Raw genomic sequence first — 23,736 nt, forward strand, 5'->3', positions numbered from 1 at the left:
GCGTGCGGACCCGGTCGGCTCAGCCGCGGACGGCGGCGAGGGACTCCCGGGCGGCGGCGGTGACGTGCTCGGCGGTGAAGCCGTACTCGGTGAACAGGGTCTTGGCGTCGGCGGAGGCGCCGAAGTGCTCCAGGGAGACGATGCGGCCCGCGTCGCCCACGAAGCGGTACCAGGTCAGGCCGATGCCGGCCTCGACGGCCACCCGGGCCCGCACGGAGGGCGGCAGCACGCTGTCGCGGTACTCGCGCGGCTGCTCCTCGAACCACTCGACGGACGGCATCGACACCACCCGGGTGGGCGTGCCCTCCGCCTCCAGCGCCTCCCGCGCGGCCACGGCGAGCTGCACCTCGGAGCCGGTGGCGATCAGGACGACGTCCGGAGTGCCGGTGGAGGCCTCCTTCAGGACGTAGCCGCCGCGTGCGGCGTCCGGGTTCGGCTCGTACGTCGGCACGCCCTGGCGGGTCAGCGCGAGGCCGTGCGGGGCGGGGGCGGTGGAGTGCCGCTTGAGGATCTCGGCCCAGGCGGCCGCGGTCTCGTTGGCGTCCGCCGGGCGGACGACGTTGAGGCCGGGGATGGCGCGCAGGGCGGACAGGTGCTCGACCGGCTGGTGGGTGGGGCCGTCCTCGCCGAGGCCGATGGAGTCGTGCGTCCACACGTACGTCACCGGGAGCTGCATCAGCGCGGACATCCGCACGGCGTTGCGCATGTAGTCGGAGAAGACCAGGAAGGTGCCGCCGTAGATGCGGGTGTTGCCGTGCAGGGCGATGCCGTTCATCTCCGCGGCCATCGAGAACTCGCGGATGCCGAAGTGCACGGTGCGGCCGTACGGGTCGGCCTCCGCAAGCGGGTTGCCCTCGGGGAGGAAGGAGCTGGTCTTGTCGATCGTGGTGTTGTTCGAGCCGGCCAGGTCGGCGGAGCCGCCCCACAGCTCGGGCAGGACCGGGCCGAGGGCCTGGAGGACCTTGCCGGAGGCGGCGCGGGTCGCGACCGCCTTGCCGGGCTCGAACACCGGCAGCGCGTCCTGCCATCCCTCGGGCAGGCGGCCCGCGAGGACCCGGTCGAGCAGCCGCGCGCGCTCCGGCTGGGCGCCGCGCCACTTGTCGAGCCGCTTGTCCCAGGCGGCGTGCGCCTCGGCGCCCCGGTCCAGGGCCGCGCGGGTGTGGGCGAGCACGTCGTCGGCGACCTCGAAGGACCGCTCGGGGTCGAAGCCGAGGACACGCTTGGTGGCCGCGACCTCGTCCTCGCCGAGGGCGGAGCCGTGGGACGCCTCGGTGTTCCGCGCGTTCGGCGCCGGCCAGGCGATGATCGTGCGCATGGCGATGATGGAGGGGCGCCCGGTCTCGGCCTTCGCCGCCGTCAGCGCCGCGTGGAGGGCGTGCACGTCGACGTCGCCGTTCCCGGCGGGCTCGATGCGCTGCACGTGCCAGCCGTAGGCCTCGTACCTCTTCAGCACGTCCTCGGAGAACGCGGTCGCGGTGTCGCCCTCGATGGAGATGTGGTTGTCGTCGTACAGGAAGACCAGGTTGCCGAGCTTCTGGTGCCCGGCGAGGGACGACGCCTCGGCGGAGACGCCCTCCTGGAGGTCGCCGTCGGAGACGATCGCCCAGATCGTGTGGTCGAAGGGGGACTCGCCCGCGGGAGCCTCGGGGTCGAACAGGCCGCGCTCGTAGCGGGCGGCCATCGCCATGCCCACCGCGTTGGCGACGCCCTGGCCCAGCGGGCCGGTGGTGGTCTCCACGCCCGCGGTGTGCCCGTACTCCGGGTGGCCCGGCGTCTTCGAGCCGTGCGTGCGGAAGGCCTTGAGGTCGTCCAGCTCCAGCTCGTACCCGGCGAGGTAGAGCTGGGTGTAGAGGGTCAGCGACGTGTGTCCGGGGGACAGGACGAAGCGGTCACGGCCGGTCCATTCCGGGTCGGCGGGGTCGTGCCGCATCACCTTCTGAAAGATCGTGTACGCCGCGGGGGCGAGGGCCATCGCCGTGCCCGGGTGCCCGTTCCCCACCTTCTGTACGGCGTCGGCCGCCAGAACCCGGGCGGTGTCGACGGCACGCCGGTCGAGTTCGGTCCATTCGAAGCTGTCCGTTGTCTGCGTGCTCATCTTCAAGAAATCCTCGATCGGAGCGAAGTATCGGGTCTGACCTGTTCAAACTTAAAAGTCTGACTTTTTGGAGTGAAGGTCACGGTGTGCCAGCCTGTGGTGAAACTGGGACACGCCCCGGCCTCATGGCGCGCGGGTGGCACGGTGCGAGAAGGACATGACGGACGAAATCACCCAACACGGCGACCGCGGTGGCGGCGACGGGATCAGAACGCTCCCCTTCCCGGTCGATCTCAGCCTCCTCGGCGTCGGTATGCAGGTCGCCCCAATCGGCACCGGTCGCACCTGGCACACGCATGCCCCGCTGCACCGCGTGCACCGCATCGACTTCCACGTCGTCATGCTCCTCACCGGCGGACCGGTCCGTCACATGATCGACTTCGCCGAGTACGAGGCGACGGCCGGCGATCTGCTGTGGATCCGTCCCGGCCAGGTCCACCGCTTCTCGCCGGACAGCGAGTACCGCGGAACGGTGCTGACCATGCAGCCCGGCTTCCTGCCCCGCGCCACCGTGGAGGCCACCGGCCTCTACCGCTACGACCTGCCGCCCCTGCTCCGCCCCGACGAGGCCCGGCTGGCCGCGCTGACGGCCTCGCTCGACCAGCTGCGACGCGAGTACGAGGACGCCACGACCCTCCCGCTGAGCCTGCACACCGCGGTGCTGCGCCACACGCTGACCGCGTTCCTGCTGCGCCTGGCGCATCTCGCGGCCGGCTCGGCACGGCAGGGGCCCGGGCAGGCGGAGGCGCCCGGGGACACCACCTTCAGGCTCTTCCGCGACGCGGTCGAACGGGGCTTCGCCACCAATCACAGCGTCAGCGCCTACGCCGACGCGCTGGGTTACTCCCGCCGCACCCTCGTCCGCGCGGTGCGCGCCGCGACCGGTCAGACACCCAAGGGCTTCATCGACCGGCGGGTGGTGCTGGAGGCCAAGCGGCTCCTCGCGCACACCGACATGCCGATCGGCCGGGTGGGGGCGGCGGTCGGCTTCCCGGACGCGGCGAACTTCTCCAAGTTCTTCCAGCAGCACACGGACCTGACGCCGGCGGCTTTCCGGGCGGAGCTGCGCTGAGACGCGCACGGACCGGAGCCGCGCGGGGCGCGCACGGCACGGAGGGCCCCACGCGTGCGTGGGGCCCTCCGCCCTCCCGTGGGGGGCCGGTGTCCGTTCGGTTCAGTGTCCGAAGCCGAACCAGTTCACGTTGACGAAGTCCGCCGGCTGGCCGCTGGTGAACGTCAGATACACGTCGTGGGTGCCGGTCACGGCGCCGATGTTGGCCGGGACCGTCCGCCACGACTGCCAGCCGCCGGTGTTGCCCACCGCGAAGCTGCCGACCGGGGTGCCGCTCCGGCTGTCCAGGCGCACCTCCACGAGCCCGCTGACGCCCGACGCCGCACCGCTCGCCACCCGGGCGGTGAACTGGGTCGCGGGCACGGAGCCGAAGTTCACGCCCTTGTACTGGGCCCAGTCGCCGTTCGCGAGCGCGCCGAGGTTCTGCCCGCCGCCCGCGTCGGAGGTGGCCTCCGTCATCGTGCCGGACTGGGCGTCGTACGACTCGGCCTGGACGGTGCCGTACGCGTCGCGGTCACCGGTCGGGGGAGGTGTGGTGCCGCCGCCGGACGACAGCACCTGGACGTAGTCAACGAGCATCGGATGGCCGGGCTGCGTGCCCCCGTCCGGGCCGCCGCCGAAAGCGTTCGGGAAGCCGCCGCCCATCGCCACGTTGAGGATGACGTAGTAGCCGTGGTTCGTGGCGTTCGTCCAGGTCGTCGCGTCGACCTGGTTCTGGCGCACCGTGTGGTAGACGCTTCCGTCGACGGAGAAGCGCATCTCCTCGACGCTGCCCGAACGGTCCCACTCCACGCGGTAGGTGTGGAACGCGGCCTGGCACGTGGCCCCGGGGCAGGCCCGGTTGCCGCCGATGCCGCTGGTCTCGTTGCAGGGGCCGCCCGGAGAGGTGCCGCAGTGCAGGGTGGCCCACACGGTGTTCAGGCCCTGCGTGTTCTCCATGATGTCGATCTCGCCGACGCCGGGCCAGTTCCAGTAGTTGCCGCGGTAGGGGCCGCCCAGCATCCAGAACGCCGGCCAGTAGCCCTTCGCCGCGGCCCCCGTGACGTTCGGGACCTGGATGCGGGCCTCCACGCGCAGCGTGCCGCCGGCCGGGGGCCGGAAGTCGGTGCGCCTCGTCTCGACGCGGCCCGACGTCCAGTTGCCGGCGCCGTCGCGCCGCGGGGTGATGCGCAGGTTGCCGTTGCCGTCCAGCGAGACGTTGTCCGTGCTCGACGTCATCGTCTCGATCTCGCCGGTGCCCCAGTTCGCGGGTCCGCCGGGGTACGAGGTGCCGGTCGCGTACTGCCAGTCCGAGGTGTTCACGCCGGAGCCGGCGGGGCCGTCGAAGTCGTCGGCGAAGAGCTGTGTCCAGCCGGACGGGGCCGGGGGAGCGGTGGCGTTCGCGGACGGGCCGGTGACGGCCGTGGCGGCCGCCGCCAGGCCGAGCGTGCCGACGACGGCCACCAGCGCCCGGCGCAGCGGTCGCCGTCGCCGGTGCGGGGAGCCGGAGGTCTCTCTCATGTGGGGGTCGCCTCTCGGGTGCGGGGGTGGGAAGCGCGGTCGCTCCGGGGGCGCCCGTTGTGTGAGAGCGCTCTCAGAGTGCGGCCAATGTGCTCCCGGCGATGGCCGCCGTCAAGAGGTGAAGCCGAGAAAGTCCTTTGCGGGCAAGGGAGTTCAGTACGTGAAGAGCGCGACCGGGCGTCCGGCGTGCCACGGCGGCGCCGGGCAGGCGCCGATGCCCTCCGCCCCGGCCCGGGATCAGGTGGTGGACAGGGAGGCCAGGGCGGCGTCCAGGCGGACGGTGGCCTCGTCGGCGACGGGCTCGAGGGCGTCGAGGCCGGTCAGGGTGACCATGGTGCCGGGGTCGAGGGCCTGGACGAGCGTGTGGTCGCCCTCGCGGCGGACGACGACGTTGCAGGGCAGGAGCAGGCCGATGGAGCGGTCGGCCTCCAGGGCCCGGTGGGCCAGGGGCGGGTTGCACGCGCCCAGGATCAGGTAGTCCTCCATGTCGTGGTCCAGCTTGGCCTTCAGGGTGGCCTGCACGTCGATCTCGGTGAGGACGCCGAAGCCCTGGTCGGCGAGGGCCCGGCGGACGGCGGCGACGGCGGCGTCGAAGTCGGTGCCGGCCAGGCGGACGGTGCGGTCGTAGGACACGGGCGCTGCTCCTTCGGTACGGAAGGTCCGGACATGTGACACTTCCCCTTCATCATCGCCCTCGGCCTCGCCGGGGCGCTCACCCACCGCGCCGCCGGAGCGCGCGCCGGATCACCGAACACCGGCCGGACGCCCGGTGAGCGACCCGCCCGTGCGAGGGGCGTGTCATGATCGGCGGGCAGGCCGGTGCGTGAGGGAAGGTGCGGACGTGAGGCTGACGATTCTGGGCGGCGGCGGTTTCCGGGTGCCGCTCGTGTACGGGGCGCTCCTCGCGGACCGTGCCGAGGGACGCGTGACCCACGTCGTCCTGCACGACCTGGACGCCGGCCGGCTCTCGGCGGTGACCCGGGTGCTGGCCGAGCAGGCCGCCGGGGTGCCCGACGCCCCCGGGGTGACCGCCACGACCGACCTCGACGAGGCGCTGCGCGGCGCCGACTTCGTGTTCTCCGCGATCCGCGTCGGCGGCCTCCAGGGCCGCGCGGACGACGAACGGGTCGCCCTCGCCGAGGACGTCCTCGGCCAGGAGACGGTCGGCGCGGGCGGCATCGCGTACGGACTGCGCACCGTCCCGGTCGCCGAGGACATCGCCCGCCGCGTGGCCCGGCTGGCGCCCGACGCCTGGGTCATCAACTTCACCAACCCGGCCGGCCTGGTCACCGAGGCCATGTCACGCCACCTCGGGGACCGCGTCATCGGTATCTGCGACTCCCCGGTCGGCCTCGGCCGCCGCATCGCCCGCGTGCTCGGCGCCGACCCGAAGGAGGCCTGGATCGACTACGTGGGCCTCAACCACCTCGGCTGGGTCCGCGGTCTGCGCGTCGCCGGCCGCGACCAGCTCCCGCGCCTGCTCGCCGACCCCGCCCTGCTCGGTTCCTTCGAGGAGGGCCGGCTCTTCGGCGCCGAGTGGCTCCGCTCGCTGGGCGCGATCCCCAACGAGTACCTGCACTACTACTACTTCAACCGGGAAGCCGTGCGCGCCTACCAGGCTGCCGAACGGACCCGCGGCGCGTTCCTGCGCGACCAGCAGGCCCGCTTCTACGAGGAGATGCGCCACCCCGGCACCCCCGCCCTCGCCGCCTGGGACCGCACCCGGGCCGAACGCGAGGCCACCTACATGGCCGAGAACCGGGAGGCGGCCGGCGCCGGCGAGCGCGAGGCCGACGACCTGTCCGGCGGCTACGAGAAGGTGGCGCTGGCGCTGATGCGGGCCGTCGCCCGCGACGAGCGCACGGTACTGATCCTCAACGTCCGCAACCGCGGCACCCTGTCGGTCCTCGACTCCGAGGCCGTGATCGAGGTCCCGTGCGTGGTCGACGCCAGCGGCGCGCACCCGGTGGCCGTGGACCCGCTGCCGGGACACGCCACCGGACTGGTCTGCGCGGTCAAGGCCGTCGAACGGGAGGTGCTGGCGGCGGCCGAGACCGGCTCGCGCGCCACGGCCGTCAAGGCCTTCGCCCTGCACCCGCTGGTCGACTCGGTGAACGTCGCCCGCCGCCTCGTCGACGGCTACACTGACGCCCACCCGGGCCTGGCCTACCTCGCATAGCCCGTCGGGGGCGGCTCCGGACCCTCTCGCTCTCCGACCGGTCCCCCCCCGACTCCGGAACCACACCATGGTCCACGGACGGCTCCGGACCCCGCTGGGCCGTGTCCGGCCGACGCCGCCGAGGAAGGAAACCGGTGATCGACGAACTGCTGCCCGACACGGTCGTCACCGTCGAGACCCACGACCCGTACGACGCCGGGCACTCGCCCCTCCTGCCGGAGGAAGAGCCCCTCGTCGCGCGGGCGGTCGACAAACGGCGCCGCGAGTTCACCGTGGTCCGGTCCTGCGCCCGTCGGGCCATGCGCAAGTTCGGCGTCCCCCCGCAGCCCGTCCTGCCCGGGGAACGGGGCGCACCGCGGTGGCCGGACGGGCTGGTGGGCAGCATGACCCACTGCGACGGCTACTGCGCCGCCGCCCTGGCCCGCGCCACCGATCTGGCCTCCCTCGGCATCGACGCCGAACCCGACGGGCCGCTCCTCGACGGCGTGCTGCCCGCCGTGTCCCTGCCGGTCGAGGTGGAGCGGCTGCGCCGCCTCGCCGGGGAACATCCCGGAATCCACTGGGAGCGGCTGCTGTTCAGCGCCAAGGAGTCGGTGTTCAAGGCCTGGTTCCCCCTGACCGGGCAGTGGCTGGACTTCGAGGAGGCCGACATCGAGATCTCCGTGGATCCCGACGACGGCCGCCGCGGCGGACTGCGCGCCGCTCTCCTGGTGCCCGGGCCGTGGGTGGGCGGCCGCCGGCTGACCCACTTCGAGGGTCGGTGGACCGCCCGCCGCGGACTGGTCGCGACGGCCATCCCGGTCCCGCACACCTGAGCGCCGCCCCCCGGCCGCTGCGCCCCACGGTCGGTCAGGGGTGCGGCGGGCACCAACTACCCAGCAACCGGAAGAAGGCGTCCTCATTACCGGCCAGGCCCGCGGCCTCGAGCGCCCGATCCGCCTCGGCGAGCACGGAGGGCGGGACGACGGGCGGCCCCGCCGCCGTGTCGAAGCCCGCCCGGACGGTGTGCAGGAGGCGCAGGTAGGCCTGAACGGCGGTGCGCTCGCGGTCGGTCAGCACGGCGGTGGTCATCGGTCGGCTCTCCCCACAACGACGTCGGCGGTCACGCGCCCCCGCACCGCGGTGGCACTCCCACCAGCTTGCCGCCCACCACTGACAATGCCGTCCCACCGCACCTCAGGACCTGCCCGCGGCCCCGCGAGGGCCTACGACTCGGGGCGCTTGACGCTCTCCAGGAGCATGTCCAGCCACTCGGCGACCTTGTCGCGGTGCTGGTCCGTGGGCAGTTGGGCGGCCCGCCAGGCGATGCCCCGCACGCCGTGGTCCTGCAGCAGCCGCTCCAGCGGATCGTCGGCCGGGCCCGCCGCCGCCCGCTCGCGGTCGGCGAGTTGCTGCAGCAGCTCCTGCTCGGTGTGCTGCAGGGCCCCGGCGAGCGCCTCGGGGTCCTCGGCGGTCAGGAAGCCGGCGTGCACGCGGAAGAAGCGCTGGATGGCGTCGCAGTGCTCCATGGTGGGCCGCCGGTCGCCGTTGATGAGGGCGCCGGCCTGCTGCCGGGACATGCCGGCACCGTCGGCGATCTCCTGCTGGGTGTACTTGCGGCCGTTGGGCTTGAGACGGGTGCGGCGCAGCAGGTCCAGCCGCTGCACGAACCGCGCCTGCACGTCGGGCTCTCCGGCGGGCCGGCCGCTCAGCAGCGCCCCCACCACGGAGTCGGGGACACCGGAGGCGGCGGAGAGGGCGCCGACGTCGAAGACCTCGGCGTGTGCCACCCCGAGCCGGTCCGCGAGTGCGGTGACGCGGGCGACCACGGCCGGCAGTACGGCCGTCGGCTTGGCACCCGGACCCTCGAAGCCACCGGTCACCGACAGATCTCCTACGTCTCTCACAGCCCTCACAGGCTTCTCACAAGCGGTAGCCGTGAACTTCCCGGAGAGTAGCCTGCCGCTCGAACTCACATCCAGGTCTCGCCACAACTGTGGCCAATTTCAGCCGTCAACAGGCACGAAATGCCACGATAGTTGACACGCCTCGCGTTGGGGCACCAGGATCGGGACGCCGCGAGAAGGCCGCATAGGCAAGAGGGGTGACCTCCCGATGGCATTTCAGGCAGGAGGGCAGCGGCCGGCACCGCGGCCCGTTCCCGCGACCCCCGACGCCCAGGCGTATCTCCAGGACTACGCCACCCTCCTGGAGGCCGTGCCCCATCCCTCGCTCGTCGTCGACCACCGCTGGGACGTCGTCCTCGCCAACGGTGCCTTCCGGACGCTCTTCCGGGGCGCGGGACCGCACCCGACGGCCATGCCGGACGACAACTTCCTCAGGTTCGTCCTCTTCCACCCGGACGCCTCCGCGGTGCTCGCCGACCACGAGTCGAGCTGGTGCCTGCCCATGCTGGCGCAGTTCGCCGCCGCCATGGAGACGTTCGGACACGACGCCGGACTGCAGGCCGTCCGCCGGGACATCGCCCAGGACCCGATCATGGAGGCCGCCTACCGGCAGGGCCTGCCGCACTGGGTGCGCGCCGTCGGCGTGGAGGCCGTCGAGCACGACGGCGCCGTACGGCTCCTGCACCACCCCGATCCGCGCCGGGGCGACACCGAGTGCCGTGTCGTCGTCGAGACGCCCAGGTCGCTGGAGGAACTCGGGTACACCCGGCTGACGCTGGTCCTGCGCGAGACGCGCCGCATCCCGCAGCGGCCCGGCCGGGCCCGGCGCCCCGGCACCCACCTGCGGGTGGTCTCCGCGACGGACTGAGCACGTCCGCGCGAGGCCGGCGAGCCCCGGAAGAGACCGTCGCGGCACCGTTCCCCCACCCTGTGATGTGTGACATAGTACTGGCGTGATCGAGTCGCCGACCTGCGATGTCGTAGTGGTCGGGGCCGGAATGGTGGGCGCCGCGTGTGCGTGGTACGCCGCCCGTGCCGGGCTCGACGTGACGGTGGTGGACCGTCGCCCGGTGGCCGGCGGCACCACGGGAGCGGGGGAGGGCAACCTCCTCGTCTCCGACAAGGAACCCGGACCGGAGCTGGACCTCGCCCTGCTCTCCGGCCGCCTGTGGAGCGGACTGGCCGAGGACCTGGGCCGGGCGGTCGAGTACGAACGCAAGGGCGGTGTCGTCGTCGCCGCCACCGCCGGGGCGCTGACCGGCCTGGAGGCCTTCGCCGCGGACCAGCGGGCGGCCGGCGTGGAGGCGGTGGTCGTCCCCGCCGACCGGCTGCACGACCTCGAGCCGCACCTCGCCCCCGGTCTCGCGGGCGCCGTGCACTATCCGCAGGACGCCCAGGTCATGCCCGCCCTGGCCGCGGCCCACCTGCTGCGGGCCTCGGGGGCCCGCCTGCACACGGGCCGCACGGTGACCGGCGTGCTGCGCGGCCCCGACGGCGCCGTGCGCGGGGTGCGCACGGACCGGGGCGACCTGCGCGCCCCCGCGGTCGTCAACGCGGCCGGCCCCTGGGGCGGCGAGGTGGCGGCCCTGGCCGGGGTGCGCCTGCCGGTCCTGCCCAGGCGCGGCTACGTCCTGGTCACCGAACCGCTGCCGCCCCGGGTGCGGCACAAGGTGTACGCCGCGGACTACGTCGCCGACGTCGCCAGCGACTCGGCGGACCTCCAGACCTCCCCGGTGGTGGAGGGCACCCTCGCGGGCCCCGTCCTCATCGGCGCCAGCCGTGAACGGGTCGGCTTCGACCGGTCGTTGTCGCTCCCGGCGCTGCGGGCACTGGCGGCCGGCGCGACCCGCCTGTTCCCGTTCCTCGCCGGGGTGCGGGCCGTGCGGACGTACGCCGGTTTCCGGCCGTATCTGCCCGACCACCTGCCGGCGATCGGCCCCGACCCGAGGGCTCCCGGTCTCCTGCACGCCTGCGGCCACGAGGGCGCGGGCATCGGCCTGTCCACCGGCACCGGACACCTGATCGCCCAGCTCCTGAGCGGCGAGCGGCCCGCCCTCGACCTCGCCCCGTTCCGTCCCGACCGCTTCGCCGAGGAGGCCACGTGACGCTTCACCGAGGAGGCGGCAGGGACCCGCTCCGTCTGGTCCGCGCCCGGCCCCGTCCGGCCGGCACGGTCACGGTCGACGGCCGGGAGATCGAGGCGCTGCCCGGGCGGACGGTCGCCGCCGTCCTCTGGGCGGCCGGCATCACCTCCTGGCGCACCACCCGGGGCACGGGCCGGCCCCGCGGGGTGTTCTGCGGCGTCGGCGTGTGCTTCGACTGCCTCGTCACGGTCAACGGCCGCCCCAACCAGCGGGCCTGCCTGGTGCCCGCCCGGCCGGGCGACGTGATCCGCACCCAGGAGGGAACCGGGCATGAGGACTGAACTCGCCGTGATCGGCGCCGGACCCGCCGGGCTCGCGGCGGCACTGGCGGCGGCCGCGAGAGGCGTACGGGTCACGGTGCTGGACGCGGCGGCGGGACCGGGCGGCCAGTTCTACCGCCGGCCCGCCCCCGAACTGGGTGCCCGGCGCCCCCGGGCCCTGCACCACGGATGGCGCACCTGGGAACGGCTGCGCGACGGACTCGCCACGAGCGGCGTACGGGTCCTGACGGGACACCAGGTGTGGTGCGTCGAGCGGCACTCCGGCGCCTTCACCGTCCACGCGCTGCGCGGGCCCGGCGAGGACGAGCCGGTCGCCGTGCCCGCCGACGCCGTACTGCTCGCCACCGGCGGACACGAGTACGTCCTGCCCTTCCCCGGCTGGACCCTGCCCGGCGTCCTGACGGCCGGGGGCGCCCAGGCGATGCTCAAGGGCGCCCTCGTGGTGCCGGGCCGGACCGCCGTCGTCGCGGGCACCGGGCCCCTGCTGCTGCCCGTGGCGACCGGACTCGCGGCGGCCGGCGTGCGGGTCACCGCACTCGTCGAGTCGGCCGGCCCGGGGCAGGCCGCCCGCCACGCCCGCGCCCTGGCCGGCAAACTCCCCGAGGCCGCCGGGTACGCCGCCCGGCTGCTGCGCCACCGGATCCGCACGCTCACCCGGTACACCGTCGTCCGCGCGCACGGCGACGACCGGCTGACCGGCGTCACCGTCGCCGCCCTCGACGCCGACGGACACACCCGGCCCGGCACCGAGCGGCACCTCCCCTGCGACACCCTCGCCGTCGGCCACGGCATGCTCCCGCACACCGACCTCGCCGACGCCCTCGGCTGCCGCCTGGACGGAACGACGGTGGCCGTCGACACCGAGCAGCGCACCAGTGCGCCGGGGGTGTGGGCGGCCGGGGAGGCCACCGGCATCGGCGGCGCGGGTCTCGCGCTCGCCGAGGGACACATCGCCGGCCGCTCGGCCGCCGCCCGGCTGCGGGGCACCGAGCCCGACCCGGCGGCCTGGGCGCCGGCCGCCAGGGCGCGCGAGGCGCTGCGGGCGTCCGCCGACGCCCTCGCCGCCGCCTTCGCCCCGCCCGCCCGCTGGACCGACCGCGTCACCGACGACACCGTCGTCTGCCGCTGCGAGGAGGTCACGGCCGGCGCCGTCCGCGAGGCCGTCGGCGGACTCGGCGCGGGCGACGTCCGCACCGTGAAACTGCTGACCCGGGCCGGGATGGGCTGGTGCCAGGGGCGGATGTGCGCCCCCGCCGTCGCCGGTCTCGCCGGCTGCGGACCGGCCCCGTCCCGGCGGCCGTTCGCCCACCCCGTACCCCTCGGCGTCCTCGCCCAGCCACAGCCGACACCCCCGGAGGAAGGACACCCATGACCGACCAGCGTCCCTGGCGCGGCATCCTCGTCGCCACCGCGCTCCCGCTCACCGACGACCTGCGCGTGGACTACGACGCCTACGCCGAGCACTGCTCCTGGCTGGTCGCGAACGGCTGCGACGGCGTCGTCCCCAACGGCTCCCTCGGCGAGTACCAGGTGCTCACCCCCGAGGAGCGCACCCGGGTGGTCGAGACCGCCGTCGCCGCGATCGGCGGGGAGCGGGTCATGCCGGGAGTCGCCGCCTACGGGTCCGCCGAGGCCCGCCGCTGGGCCGAACAGGCCGGGGAGGCGGGCTGCGGCGCCGTCATGCTCCTGCCGCCCAACGCCTACCGCGCCGACGAACGGTCCGTGCTCGCCCACTACGCCGAGGTGGCGCGGGCCGGCCTGCCCGTCGTCGCCTACAACAATCCCATCGACACCAAGGTCGACCTGGTGCCCGAGCTGCTCGCGCGGCTGCACGGCGAGGGACACGTCCGAGCCGTCAAGGAGTTCTCCGGCGACGTCCGACGCGCCTACCGCATCGCCGAACTCGCCCCCGGACTCGACCTGCTGACCGGCGCCGACGACGTCCTGCTGGAGCTGGCGGTCGCGGGTGCCAAGGGCTGGGTCGCCGGCTACCCCAACGCCCTGCCCGCCTCCTGCGCCGAGCTCTACCGGGCCGCGACGGCCGGCGACCTGGCCACCGCACGGGACCTGTACCGGCAGCTGCACCCGCTGCTGCGCTGGGACTCGCGGGTCGAGTTCGTCCAGGCCATCAAGCTGTCCATGGACGTCGCGGGCCGCCACGGCGGCGCCTGCCGCCCGCCCCGCGTGCCGCTGCTCCCCGAGCAGGAGGCCGCCGTCCGCGCCGCCACCGAGAAGGCCCTCGCGGCCGGACTGGTCTAGGGGAAGCGGCCATGCGCAGCAGACTCGTCCTGCACGCCGTCGACTCGCACACCGAGGGCATGCCCACCCGCGTCGTCACCGGCGGGATCGGCACCATCCCCGGCGCGACCATGAACGACCGGCGGCTCTACTTCCGCGAACACCGCGACGACGTCAAGCGACTGCTGATGAACGAGCCGCGCGGGCACTCCGCCATGAGCGGCGCGATCCTCCAGCCGCCCACCCGGCCCGACTGCGACTGGGGCGTCGTCTACATCGAGGTCTCCGGCTACCTGCCGATGTGCGGCCACGGCACCATCGGCGTCGCGACCGTCCTCGTGGAGACCGGCATGGTCGAGGTGACCGAACCCGTCACGACCGTCCGCCTCGACACCCCCGCCGGACCCGTCGTGGCGGAGGTGGCCGTGGAGGGCGGTGCGGCGAAGGCCGTGACGCTGCGGAACGTACCGTCCTTCGCCGTCGCCCTCGACCGCGAGGCGACCCTGCCCGACGGCCGGACGGTGACGTACGACCTCGCCTACGGCGGCAACTTCTACGCCATCCTGCCGCTGGAGCGGCTCGGGCTGCCCTTCGACCGCGCCCGCAAGGACGACATCCTCGCCGCCGGGCTGGCGCTCATGGAAGCCGTCAACGCCGAGGGGGAGCCGGTCCACCCCGCGGACCCGTCCATCCGCGGCTGCCACCACGTCCAGGTGACCTCGCCCGGGTCCACCGCCCGCCACTCACGGCACGCCATGGTGATCCGCCCCGGCTGGTTCGACCGCTCGCCCTGCGGCACCGGCACCAGCGCCCGCATGGCCCAGCTGCACGCCCGCGGCGAACTCCCCCTGGACACCGAGTTCGTGAACGAGTCCTTCATCGGCACCCGGTTCACCGGCCGGCTGGTCGGCGCGACCGAGGTCGCCGGGCACCCCGCCGTCCTGCCCAGCTTCACCGGGCGCGCCTGGATCACCGGCACCGCCCAGTATCTGCTGGACCCGGAGGACCCCTTCCCGGCAGGCTTCGTCCTGTGAACGCCGTCAGCACGGGCACCGGCCCGTCCCTGCCCCACCTGGGCGGCCGCAGGCCCAGCCACCGGGAGCGGGTCGCGGACGCGCTGCGGGCCGCGCTGATCGCCGGCGAGCTGCGGCCCGGCGAGGTCCACTCGGCGCCCGGCCTCGCCGCCCGTTTCGGCGTCTCCGCCACGCCGGTGCGCGAGGCGCTGCTCGACCTCGCCAAGGAGGGGCTGGTCGACACCGTGCCCAACAAGGGGTTCCGGGTCACCGCCGTCTCCGACCGGCAGCTCGACGAGTACACCCACATCCGGTCGCTCATCGAGATCCCGACCACGGCCGCGCTGGCCGGCACCGCCGACCCGGTCGCCCTCGAGGCGCTCCGCCCGGTCGCCGAGGAGATCGTCGCCGCCACGGCGGACGGCGACCTCATCGCCTACGTCGAGGCGGACCTGCGCTTCCACCTGGGCCTGCTCGCCCTCGCGGGCAACGGGCACCTGGTGGAGGTCGTACGGGACCTGCGCCGGCGCTCCCGGCTGTACGGGCTGACGGCACTGGCGGAGCAGGGGCGCCTGGAGGCGTCCGCCCGGGAGCACCTGGAGATCCTCGACGCGCTGGCCGCCCGGGACGAACGGGCCGTGCGGGAGGTGATGGGCCGGCACCTCGGCCACGTCCGGGGCCTGTGGGCGGGCGGATGACACCTTTACGCAAGTAGCTTGCATATCTTGCGCTACTCTTGCGCTCATGACGCGACGACTTGCCGAGGTGGCCAAGAAGGTAGGGGTCAGCGAGGCCACGGTCAGCCGGGTGCTGAACAACAAGCCCGGGGTCTCCGAGGCCACCCGGCAGGCGGTCCTCTCCGCCCTGGACGTGCTCGGCTACGAGCGGCCCACCCAACTGCGCGGCGAGCGCGCCCGGTTGGTGGGACTGGTCCTCCCCGAGCTGCAGAACCCGATCTTCCCGGCGTTCGCCGAGGTCATCGGCGGGGCCCTGGCCCAGCTCGGCCTCACCCCGGTGCTGTGCACGCAGACCAGGGGCGGGGTCTCGGAGGCCGACTACGTCGACCTGCTGCTCCAGCAACAGGTCTCGGGCGTGGTGTTCGCCGGCGGGCTGTACGCGCAGGCCGACGCGCCCCACGACCACTACGAGCGCCTCGCCGAGCGCAACATCCCGGTCGTCCTGGTCAACGCCGGCATCGAGCACCTGGGCTTCCCCGGCGTCTCCTGCGACGACGCGGTGGCCGTGGAGCAGGCCTGGCGGCACCTCGTCTCGCTCGGCCACGAGCGGATCGGCCTGGTGCTCGGCCCCGGCGACCACATGCCCTCGGGCCGCAAACTGGCCGCCGCCCGGTCCATCGGGGAGGTGCCGGACGAGTACGTCGCACGCGCCATGTTCTCCATCGAGGGCGGTCACGCGGCGGCCGCCCGGCTCATCGACCGGGGCGTCACCGGCTTCATCTGCGCCAGCGACCCGCTGGCCCTCGGCGTCGTACGGGCCGCCCGCCGCAAGGGCCTCGACGTGCCGTCGCGGATCTCCGTCGTGGGCTACGACGACTCCGCCCTGATGAACTGCACCGAGCCGCCCCTCACCACCGTCCGCCAGCCCATCGAGGCCATGGGCCGGGCCGTCGTGGAGCTGCTGAACGCGCAGATCAGCGGCGGCTCGGTGGCCGCCGAGGAGCTGTTGTTCGAGCCCGAGCTGGTGGTGCGGGGCTCGACCGCGCAAGCGCCTCGCTGACCACCGGCCGGCGAGGCCGCCTTACGGGACATGCGTCGCACGGAGCGCACCGGGGAGTGTCGGTGGCCGCCCCTGGGCTGTGCGAGGCGACCGGAGTCCGGCCGACTGAGGCTTGCCAGGGAGATTCCGGCTCACGTCGTCGCGGACCTTGCCGTAACCGTCCGGGTGGCCCTGCTCTCTGATTCCAGGACGCCGCTCTTGGTCGAGGCGGTCGGCGGGCCAGGGCGAGGACCCCCAGGGCGGTGTCCGCCCGCGGAGCGCAGCGGGGTGATGAGGCGGGCTTCGCCGATGGCGAGGAGGAAGCCCTGCGTGGTGCCGGGCATCTCGGCGGCCCGACCCATGGTGCAGGCGGGGTGGTCGTCGTCGAGGCGCCCGAAGGAATCGTCTGCCGTCGTTGCACCTCTTTGTGGAACGCGTGGAGGGGCCCTGGCGCCGTACCGGCGCCAGGGCCTCGAAGGAACTGCTACACCATCTGCCGGCCCCGGTAATGCGCCGGCCTTCTGTTTCCGCGTGCCCGGCCTGAACGCTGCCGGGAGTGCGGGGATCGCGGATGCGTGACCGGAGACCACCTCACTATCGATGTCCTGCGGTACCCGGACCCACTGCTCGTCCGGGCGATCCTGATGGCGCTCGGCTCCTCCGTTCTTCCCTCTGATCCATCACTTGCCAAACCGGTACTGCGGTACTGCTGGTGGCCTGCAACAGCGCCACGCTTCGGCAGCCGGCCCCGTCGCACGTCCTGCGTCTGCTCTGGCTTGGAACCCCACTGCCGAACCTCCCGGTACGCGCGCCCGCAGCCAGACGCCTTTACCGGGGTACCACTGGAAAACCGCACTGCGGGTACTGCGGTCCTGCTCATGGCGGCCCCTGATCACTGCGGGCCGCCCGGTCCGGCCGTCAGTCCCGTCGCCGTCCTGCAACAACCCTGGCTTCGGAACTCCACCGCCGTACCGTCTTCGTACTGCTGCCCGGCGGTTCAACTCTGCCGGGCCCTTCCTGATCTCGGTTACGAGAGAAACCATAACCAGCCCATCGCCCAATGTCTACTCCAGCCAATGCAGATATTCGCGTGTCTGACTGCGAGGTAGTCGCCCACGAACGGAGCAGCGAACAAGCAACTTCGACATGAGCGGAATCCGTTGCGGGGGTGGCGTCCGGCGGCCGCCTTTCCGACACTGGTGACGAACAGGGGACGGGGGGGCCCAGACATGGCGACGCGCGCAGAACGGGCGCAGGCACCGCGACCGGAGCGGCGGCCGGAGCTGGACGCGATCCGGATGCTGGTCGTGATCGGGCTGGTCTTCTTCCACTCGGCGCTCGTATTCGCTGCCGACGACGACTTCTACGTCAAGAACGCCGAGACCACCGAAGCCATCGTGCTCATCGCCGGGTTCGGGGTCGTCTGGGCCATGCCACTGCTGTTCCTCATCTCCGGCCTCGGTGCCTGGCACTCGCTTCAGCGACGCGGCGCGAGAGGCTTCGTCAGTGAGCGGCTGCTGCGGCTCGGCGTTCCGCTGGTCTTCGCGACCCTCGTGCTGAACCCGCTGCCGCAGTGGCTGCGGCTGCGCTCGGCCGACACGGACTACCACGAGTCGTACATCGGCTTCCTGCCCCGCTTCTACGATGTGCACCTGGAGCCCGAAGAGTTCCCCTTCCTCGTGCAGGGCGAGTACTTCGAGACCGGCCATCTCTGGTTCGTCGTGCTCCTCCTGGTGTTCTCCCTCATGCTGGTGCCGTTCTACCGGTGGTTGCCGCACGAGCGCGTCCGCCGCATCGGCGACCGGGTGGCGGAGGCGTCCCTGCACGGGCGCGGCGTCGTACTCCTGCCGGCCCTCGCCTTCGCGGCGATCTGTGCCTTCGCACGGCTGGAGGAGGACTACGCGGGCTGGCACCGCTGGTCGTACCTGCTGTTCTTCGTCGCCGGCTTCGCGCTCGCCGCCGACGACCGCTTCCGCACCGTGATGCGGCGCGATGCCGGGACCGCGGCCTGGCTCGGCGCTCTGCTGTTCGCGGCAGCCGGCCCCGGCTTTGCCCTGGCCGATGAGCCCTTCACGGAGACGACCACCCTGGCCACCGCCTCACGGGCGCTGTTCGGTGCGGCCGGATGGTGCCTGGTGGTCGCCATCCCAGGCCTCCTCGACCGTCGGCGGCTGGAGCAACCGCGTGCGGCGCCGAACCCGGCCCCGACGACGCGGCGGCGCCTCTATGGCTATCTCTCCGCAGCCGTGCTGCCGCTGTACGTCCTGCACCAGCCGATCGTGGTCGCCGTCGCATACTTCGTGATCGGCTGGTCTGCGCCGATCCCAGTCGAGTACACCGTGCTCGTGGTGATCGCTCTCATCCTCACCCTCACCGCGTACGAGTTGCTGGTCCGCCGCACACGGGCGACCCGCTTCCTGTTCGGCATGCGACCCTAGGGACGTCTCGAATGCTCCTGCCGTCCTCTGGGTCGTGATCAGCGTCTGGCGCTTCCGGGCCTCGGGAATCCCGGGCGTGTGGTTCAAGGGGTTCGCCGAAGGGCTGCGCGGGGGCGCGGGGGAAGGCCGGGCGATGTCGTGGCGCACGGTGTGGCGGCTGACGCGCGCCGGCCGCCCGCCGATTCTCTGACGTGCCTGGATCCGCGGGCACGCGTCAGTACCGGCGACTTTCACATCGGCGCCACCAGAACCTTCCCCGACGTTTCCCGGTCCTGGAACACTCCTTGCGCGCGCATCCGTCACCGGCCCGGCACGGTCCGGCACGGCCCCCCACTCCTCAGGCGAGAGGCACCCACCCCATGCCCGATCCGAACCGGCGCCGTTTCCTCCAACTCGCGGGCGCCACGTCGGCGTTCGGCGCGCTGTCCGCGAGCATCGAGCGGGCCGCAGCGCTCCCGGCGAACCACCGCTCGGGAAGCATCGAGGATGTCGAGCACATCGTGGTCCTGATGCAGGAGAACCGTTCCTTCGACCACTACTTCGGCACGCTGCGGGGCGTCCGCGGCTTCGGCGACCCGCACCCGGTGACGCTGGACACCGGCAGGTCGGTGTGGCACCAGACCAAGGCCGACGGCACCGAGGTGCTGCCCTTCCACCCCGAGGCCGACGACCTCGGAATGCAGTTCCTCGAAGGCCTGCCGCACGGCTGGCCGGACGGACAGGCCGCCTACCACAACGGCAAGTACGACCGCTGGCTGCCTGCCAAGGGCACCACGACCATGGCGTACCTGACCCGCGAGGACATCCCCTTCCACTACGCGCTCGCCGACACCTTCACCGTCTGCGACGCCTACCACTGCTCCTTCATCGGCTCCACCGACCCCAACCGCTACTACCTGTGGTCGGGCCACACCGGCAACGACGGCACGGGCGGCGGTCCGGTCCTCGGTAACGACGAACGCGGCTACGACTGGACGACGTACCCCGAGCGGCTCGAGGCGGCCGGGATCTCCTGGAAGATCTACCAGGACATCGGCGACGGACTGGACGCGGCCGGCTCCTGGGGCTGGATCGGCGACGCCTACCGCGGCAACTACGGGGACAACTCCCTGCTGTACTTCAACGCGTACCGCGACGCCCGGCCCGGCGACCCGCTGTACGACAAGGCCCGCACCGGCACCGACGCCAGGAGGGGCGAGGGCTACTTCGACCGGCTCCGCGCCGACGTCAAGGCCGGGAAGCTGCCGCGGATCTCCTGGATCGCCGCCCCCGAGGCCTTCTCCGAACACTCCAACTGGCCCTCGAACTACGGCGCCTGGTACATCTCCCAGGTCCTGGACGCGCTCACCTCCAATCCGGCGGTGTGGGCGAGGACCGCCCTGTTCGTCACCTACGACGAGAACGACGGCTTCTTCGACCACGTGGTGCCCCCGCTGCCGCCCAAGTCCGCCGCGCAGGGCCTGTCCACCGTCGACGTGTCCCTCGACGTCTTCAAGGGCAGCGCCACGCACACCGAGGGCTTCTACGGGCTCGGCCCGCGCGTGCCCATGCTGGTCGTCTCGCCGTGGAGCAAGGGCGGCTACGTCTGCTCCGAGACCTTCGACCACACCTCGGTCATCCGGTTCATGGAGCGCCGCTTCGGAGTGCGCGAACCCCAGATCTCCCCGTGGCGGCGCGCCGTCTGCGGAGACCTGACCTCCGCCTTCGACTTCTCCCGCCCGGACACCCGGCCCGCCCGGCTGCCGGACACCGACGCCTACGAGCCGCCGGACCGCGAACGCCACCCGGACTACCGTCCGGCACCCCCGGCCGACCCGGACATGCCCCGCCAGGAGCGCGGCCGCCGCCCCGCGCGCCCGCTGCGCTACGACCCGTACGCGGACGGCGCCGTGGATCCGGCGGCCGGGAGGTTCACGCTCACCTTCGCCTCCGGAGCCCGGGCGGGCGCCGCCTTCCTCGTCACCTCCGGCAACCGCGGCGACGGTCCGTGGACGTACACCACCGAGGCCGGCAAGAGCATCGCGGACACCTGGAACTCGGCGTACTCGGACGGCGCGTACGACCTGACCGTGCACGGCCCCAACGGCTTCCTGCGCGCCTTCCGGGGCGGCAACGGGGCCGCCGGACCCGAGGTCACCGCCCGGCACACCGGCGACGACGTCCGGCTGACCTTCACCAACGCCGGGTCCGGCACGGTCCGCCTCAGGGTCGCGGACGGCTACGACGGCCCGGGCAGGACGGTCACCGTGCGCCCCGGCGCCACCGTGCGGCACACCTTCGGCCTGGCGAGGAGCCGGCGCTGGTACGACCTGACCGTCACCGCCGAGGGCGACCCGGCGTTCCTGCGGCGCTTCGCCGGGCACGTCGAGAACGGGCGGCCGGGCGTGAGCGACCCGGCGATCGCCACGGTGTAGGCGTCACAGCGGAGTCAGGTGCCCCGGCCTGGGCTGCCGGGGCACCAGCACCGGCTCCGTCTCCGCCGCCACCCCGTCCGGCTCCGGCACCGGCATCCGCCCCGGCACGGCGGCGGTCGCCGGACGCCGGTCCTCGGGCGGCGGCGTGGCCCGGCTGAGCTGGAGCACGCCCCAGGCGGCCAGCGCCGCACCGGTCAGCGCGAGCAGCACCCCGGCCGGGCCGCCGCGCAGCCGCTCACCGAGCAACGCCACCCCGATCACCGCGGCGGCCACCGGGTTGGCCAGCGTCACCACCGCGAGCGGGGCGCCCAGGCCGCCCCGGTAGGCCGTCTGGGCCAGCAGCAGCCCGCCCGCCGCGAAGCCCGCCACCAGCACCGCCACCCCGATCACCTGGACGCTGAGCAGGGGGCCCGAGCGGTCCGTGACGGCGACCGTGACCGTCTGGGTGAGCGCCGAGGCGACCCCAGAGGCGATGCCGGACGCCGTCGCGTGCCGCAGGCCCGGCCGGGCACCGGGCCGCGACAGCAGGCCGATCAGCGCCGCCGTCGCACCGGAGACCGTCAGCGCCTCCGGCACGCTCAGCACGTCGTCGGGCGCGGGGCCGGACGCCGTCAGCAGCAGCGCCCCCAGGCCGAGCAGCGTCAGTCCGGTGCCCCGCCACTCGACCGCGCTCACCCGGCGGCCCGCCAGCCGTGCCCCCAGCGGCACCGCCGCGACCAGGGTGAGCGCCCCGAGCGGCTGGACCACCGTGAGCGGGCCGTACTTGAGGGCCACGACGTGCAGCAGGGCGGCCGACGCGTTGAGCGCCACCGACCCCCACCAGGCGCCGCTGCTCAGCATGCGCAGCGCGCCGGACCCGGTGCTGCGTGCGGCCAGCCGCTCCTGGGCCACGGCCGCGGCGGCGTAGGCGACGGCGGAGACCAGGGACAGCAGGACGGCGATCAGCGCGGCGCTCACCGGCCCGCCCCCGCCAGTTCGTGCCGTTCCGTGCCGCGCCGCCCGGTGCCGTGCCGCTCCGCCGGACGACGCCGCGGCACCGGCAGGCAGAGCGGCACGGCGCGGCGGGCGCGGACCGTCCCGTGCGAGGGGCGGACGAGCGCGAGGACGACGCCGAGCAGGGCGGCCGCCACGACCACGTCGAGCCAGTAGTGGTTCGCGGTGCCCACGATCACCAGGAGCGTCACCAGCGGATGCAGCAGCCACAGCCACCGCCCGCGCGACCGGGTGGCGACGATCAGGCCGACCGCCAGCATTAGCGCCCACCCGAAGTGCAGCGAGGGCATCGCCGCGAACTGGTTCGACAACTGGTCGGTGCGCGGCGGGCCGTACACCGAGGGCCCGAACACCCGGGCCGTGTCGATCAGGCCGGCCGCGCCCAGCATGCGCGGCGGGGCCAGCGGAAAGGCCAGGTGCAGCACCAGCGCGGCGCCGGTCACCGCCGCCAGCACCCTGCGGGCCCACACGTAGTGCGCGGGGCGCCGCAGATAGAGCCAGACCAGGAAGCCCACGGTGGCCGGGAAGTGGACGGCGGCGTAGTAGGTGTTCGCCACGTGGACCAGAAAGTCGCCGTGCAGCAGCAGGGACTGCACCCCTCCCTCGTCGGGCAGCCGCAGCGCCCGCTCCCAGTCCCACACGTGGTGCGCGTTGCGGAAGGCCTCGTCGGTGTGGCCCGTCGCCAGCCGGCGGCCGAGCTTGTAGACGAGGAAGAGCCCTGCGACGAGCAGGAGTTCACGGAGGAGTGGCGGGCGCGCGGGCGCGTCCGGCTCCGCTTCTGCAGGCCGGGTGCGGGCATTCATCCCCAAGGCCCCTTCGCTGACGGTGGTGCGTGCGGTGGTGCGGGCCGGACCGACGACCCGCCGGGGTACGGCGACGTCGTCGGGCCGGGGGGCGAGTGACGGTTCTCATCGATACGACCCCGTTCCGATACGCCAGTGTACCGATACGATTGTGTACCGGTACACTGGCGTATCGATAGACATGGGACACACTGGAACACGGGTCGCTCGACCCCTGCTGCAGTGCCGCTGCAAGGAGTGAGGAGCAGAGCATGACGTCGCAGGCTGCGGACCGACCGGACACGGTCGGTGCCTCGCGCCGCTCCAAGATCACGCCCGAGCGTGAGCAGGAGTTCTTCGACGCCGTGCTCGAACAGATCCGTGAATGCGGCTACGACGCCGTGACCATGGAGGGGATCGCGGCCAGCACGCGGTGCAGCAAGTCCACGCTCTACCGGCAGTGGAAGACCAAGCCGCAGTTCGTGGCGGCGGCGCTGCGCTCCAGCCGGCGGGTGCGCTTCGCCGGCATCGACACCGGGGCGCTCGCCGAGGACCTGCGCCAGGCGGCCCGGGCCGCGGCCCAGTGGTCGGGCAAGGACACGCTGCTCCAGGCGCTCGGCCACGCGGTCATGCAGGACCCGGAGCTCCAGCGCGCGCTGCGCGAGGCGCTGATCGAGCCGGAGATCGCCGCGCTGCGGGAGATACTGCGGCGCGGGGTCGAGCGGGGCGAGGTCCCCGCGGGCCACCCGGCGCTGGAGTTCGTGCCGGCCCAGATGTTCGGTGCCCTGCGGATGCGGCCCGTCATCGAGGGCGAGTACGCCGACGCGGACTACCTGGTCCGGTTCGTGGAGGCCGTCGTGCTGCCGGCGCTCGGCCTGCCCTGAGACCCAGGTCGCCGTCCACGGGATGACTGGACGGTGGCCTGCCCGCGCCGCACCGTGGGGACGGGGGCGGCGCGCACCCCCGGCCGGGTGCGGAGCCCTTT

General features: G+C 73.5%; 21 protein-coding genes and 2 pseudogenes. 15 read left to right on the forward strand and 8 right to left on the reverse strand.

The annotated features are described in order from the left end of the window. Positions 1-19 precede the first annotated feature (19 nt). Entirely contained in the window at positions 20-2,095 is a 2,076-nt protein-coding gene (gene tkt / locus AC0VYN_RS12185) for a transketolase (protein ID WP_475535988.1), read from the reverse strand. Positions 2,096-2,252: 157 nt separating this feature from the next. Between tkt and AC0VYN_RS12190 the strand changes: the two genes are divergently transcribed. After that, entirely contained in the window at positions 2,253-3,167 is a 915-nt protein-coding gene (locus AC0VYN_RS12190) for a helix-turn-helix transcriptional regulator (protein ID WP_475535989.1), read from the forward strand. Between the two features lie 102 nt (positions 3,168-3,269). Here AC0VYN_RS12190 and AC0VYN_RS12195 read toward each other — a convergent pair whose 3' ends face one another. Next, the gene (locus tag AC0VYN_RS12195; RefSeq protein WP_475535990.1) at positions 3,270-4,667 is read right to left on the reverse strand and encodes a glycoside hydrolase family 16 protein; all 1,398 of its coding nucleotides are present in this window, start codon (positions 4,665-4,667) and stop codon (positions 3,270-3,272) included. A 237-nt stretch (positions 4,668-4,904) separates the two neighbouring features. Next, positions 4,905-5,300, reverse strand: coding sequence for a DUF302 domain-containing protein (locus tag AC0VYN_RS12200; RefSeq protein WP_475535991.1), 396 nt, complete (start codon positions 5,298-5,300; stop codon positions 4,905-4,907). Positions 5,301-5,508: 208 nt separating this feature from the next. Between AC0VYN_RS12200 and AC0VYN_RS12205 the strand changes: the two genes are divergently transcribed. Next, the gene (locus tag AC0VYN_RS12205) at positions 5,509-6,846 is read left to right on the forward strand and encodes a 6-phospho-beta-glucosidase (protein WP_475535992.1); all 1,338 of its coding nucleotides are present in this window, start codon (positions 5,509-5,511) and stop codon (positions 6,844-6,846) included. A 134-nt stretch (positions 6,847-6,980) separates the two neighbouring features. Next, positions 6,981-7,661 (forward strand): 4'-phosphopantetheinyl transferase family protein, encoded by a 681-nt coding sequence (locus AC0VYN_RS12210; protein WP_475535993.1) that lies wholly within the window; start codon positions 6,981-6,983, stop codon positions 7,659-7,661. Positions 7,662-7,695: 34 nt separating this feature from the next. Here AC0VYN_RS12210 and AC0VYN_RS12215 read toward each other — a convergent pair whose 3' ends face one another. Further along, complete coding sequence (locus tag AC0VYN_RS12215; protein ID WP_475535994.1) at positions 7,696-7,917, reverse strand: hypothetical protein; 222 nt, start codon at positions 7,915-7,917, stop codon at positions 7,696-7,698. A gap of 134 nt (positions 7,918-8,051) precedes the next feature. Further along, a complete protein-coding gene (locus AC0VYN_RS12220; RefSeq protein WP_385460899.1) occupies positions 8,052-8,708 on the reverse strand; it encodes a helix-turn-helix domain-containing protein in 657 nt (218 codons plus the stop codon). Between the two features lie 232 nt (positions 8,709-8,940). On the opposite strand from AC0VYN_RS12220, the gene AC0VYN_RS12225 reads away from it, so the two are divergent. The 8 genes from AC0VYN_RS12225 (at position 8,941) to AC0VYN_RS12260 (ending at position 16,145) form a co-directional block, all read left to right on the forward strand. After that, entirely contained in the window at positions 8,941-9,600 is a 660-nt protein-coding gene (locus AC0VYN_RS12225) for an MmyB family transcriptional regulator (protein WP_475535995.1), read from the forward strand. 85 nt (positions 9,601-9,685) lie between these two features. Continuing rightward, on the forward strand, positions 9,686-10,837 hold the full coding sequence (locus AC0VYN_RS12230; RefSeq protein ID WP_475535996.1) for an NAD(P)/FAD-dependent oxidoreductase: 1,152 nt from the start codon (positions 9,686-9,688) through the stop codon (positions 10,835-10,837). After that, entirely contained in the window at positions 10,834-11,157 is a 324-nt protein-coding gene (locus AC0VYN_RS12235) for a (2Fe-2S)-binding protein (RefSeq protein ID WP_475535997.1), read from the forward strand. The genes AC0VYN_RS12230 and AC0VYN_RS12235 overlap by 4 nt, the downstream gene beginning before the upstream one ends. Beyond that, positions 11,147-12,529 (forward strand): FAD/NAD(P)-dependent oxidoreductase, encoded by a 1,383-nt coding sequence (locus AC0VYN_RS12240; RefSeq protein ID WP_475535998.1) that lies wholly within the window; start codon positions 11,147-11,149, stop codon positions 12,527-12,529. The genes AC0VYN_RS12235 and AC0VYN_RS12240 overlap by 11 nt, the downstream gene beginning before the upstream one ends. Then, the gene (locus AC0VYN_RS12245; protein ID WP_475535999.1) at positions 12,526-13,416 is read left to right on the forward strand and encodes a dihydrodipicolinate synthase family protein; all 891 of its coding nucleotides are present in this window, start codon (positions 12,526-12,528) and stop codon (positions 13,414-13,416) included. The genes AC0VYN_RS12240 and AC0VYN_RS12245 overlap by 4 nt, the downstream gene beginning before the upstream one ends. Positions 13,417-13,427: 11 nt before the next feature. Beyond that, entirely contained in the window at positions 13,428-14,429 is a 1,002-nt protein-coding gene (locus AC0VYN_RS12250) for a proline racemase family protein (protein ID WP_475536000.1), read from the forward strand. Beyond that, positions 14,426-15,106 (forward strand): GntR family transcriptional regulator, encoded by a 681-nt coding sequence (locus AC0VYN_RS12255; RefSeq protein ID WP_475536001.1) that lies wholly within the window; start codon positions 14,426-14,428, stop codon positions 15,104-15,106. The genes AC0VYN_RS12250 and AC0VYN_RS12255 overlap by 4 nt, the downstream gene beginning before the upstream one ends. A gap of 46 nt (positions 15,107-15,152) precedes the next feature. Next, on the forward strand, positions 15,153-16,145 hold the full coding sequence (locus tag AC0VYN_RS12260; RefSeq protein ID WP_475536002.1) for a LacI family DNA-binding transcriptional regulator: 993 nt from the start codon (positions 15,153-15,155) through the stop codon (positions 16,143-16,145). Between the two features lie 239 nt (positions 16,146-16,384). Here AC0VYN_RS12260 and AC0VYN_RS12265 read toward each other — a convergent pair. Further along, positions 16,385-16,486, reverse strand: a pseudogene (locus AC0VYN_RS12265) (MerR family transcriptional regulator); the annotation flags it as partial. A gap of 867 nt (positions 16,487-17,353) precedes the next feature. Here AC0VYN_RS12265 and AC0VYN_RS12270 point away from each other — a divergent pair. From AC0VYN_RS12270 to AC0VYN_RS12280, 3 genes and pseudogenes are all read left to right on the forward strand, one after another. Next, positions 17,354-18,562, forward strand: a complete 1,209-nt coding sequence (locus AC0VYN_RS12270) for an acyltransferase family protein (protein ID WP_475536003.1) — start codon at positions 17,354-17,356, stop codon at positions 18,560-18,562. 28 nt (positions 18,563-18,590) lie between these two features. Further along, positions 18,591-18,752 (forward strand): annotated as a pseudogene (locus AC0VYN_RS12275) (glycosyltransferase family 2 protein); the annotation flags it as partial. Between the two features lie 169 nt (positions 18,753-18,921). Continuing rightward, positions 18,922-20,976: a phosphocholine-specific phospholipase C gene (locus AC0VYN_RS12280; RefSeq protein WP_475536004.1), complete on the forward strand. Its 2,055-nt coding sequence runs from the start codon at positions 18,922-18,924 to the stop codon at positions 20,974-20,976. Positions 20,977-20,979: 3 nt separating this feature from the next. On the opposite strand, the gene AC0VYN_RS12285 is transcribed toward AC0VYN_RS12280, so the two are convergent. Together AC0VYN_RS12285 and AC0VYN_RS12290 are read right to left on the reverse strand one after the other, a co-directional pair. Then, positions 20,980-21,933, reverse strand: a complete 954-nt coding sequence (locus tag AC0VYN_RS12285) for a DMT family protein (RefSeq protein ID WP_475536005.1) — start codon at positions 21,931-21,933, stop codon at positions 20,980-20,982. Beyond that, complete coding sequence (locus tag AC0VYN_RS12290) at positions 21,930-22,772, reverse strand: phosphatase PAP2 family protein (protein ID WP_475536006.1); 843 nt, start codon at positions 22,770-22,772, stop codon at positions 21,930-21,932. The genes AC0VYN_RS12285 and AC0VYN_RS12290 overlap by 4 nt, the downstream gene beginning before the upstream one ends. 251 nt (positions 22,773-23,023) lie before the next feature. Here AC0VYN_RS12290 and AC0VYN_RS12295 point away from each other — a divergent pair, with 251 nt between their 5' ends. Further along, entirely contained in the window at positions 23,024-23,635 is a 612-nt protein-coding gene (locus AC0VYN_RS12295) for a TetR/AcrR family transcriptional regulator (protein WP_385460864.1), read from the forward strand. Positions 23,636-23,736 lie beyond the last annotated feature (101 nt).

The sequence above is a fragment of the Streptomyces sp. 63XJN7_1_ISO-PGPR-S23-121 genome (genome assembly GCF_056173025.1).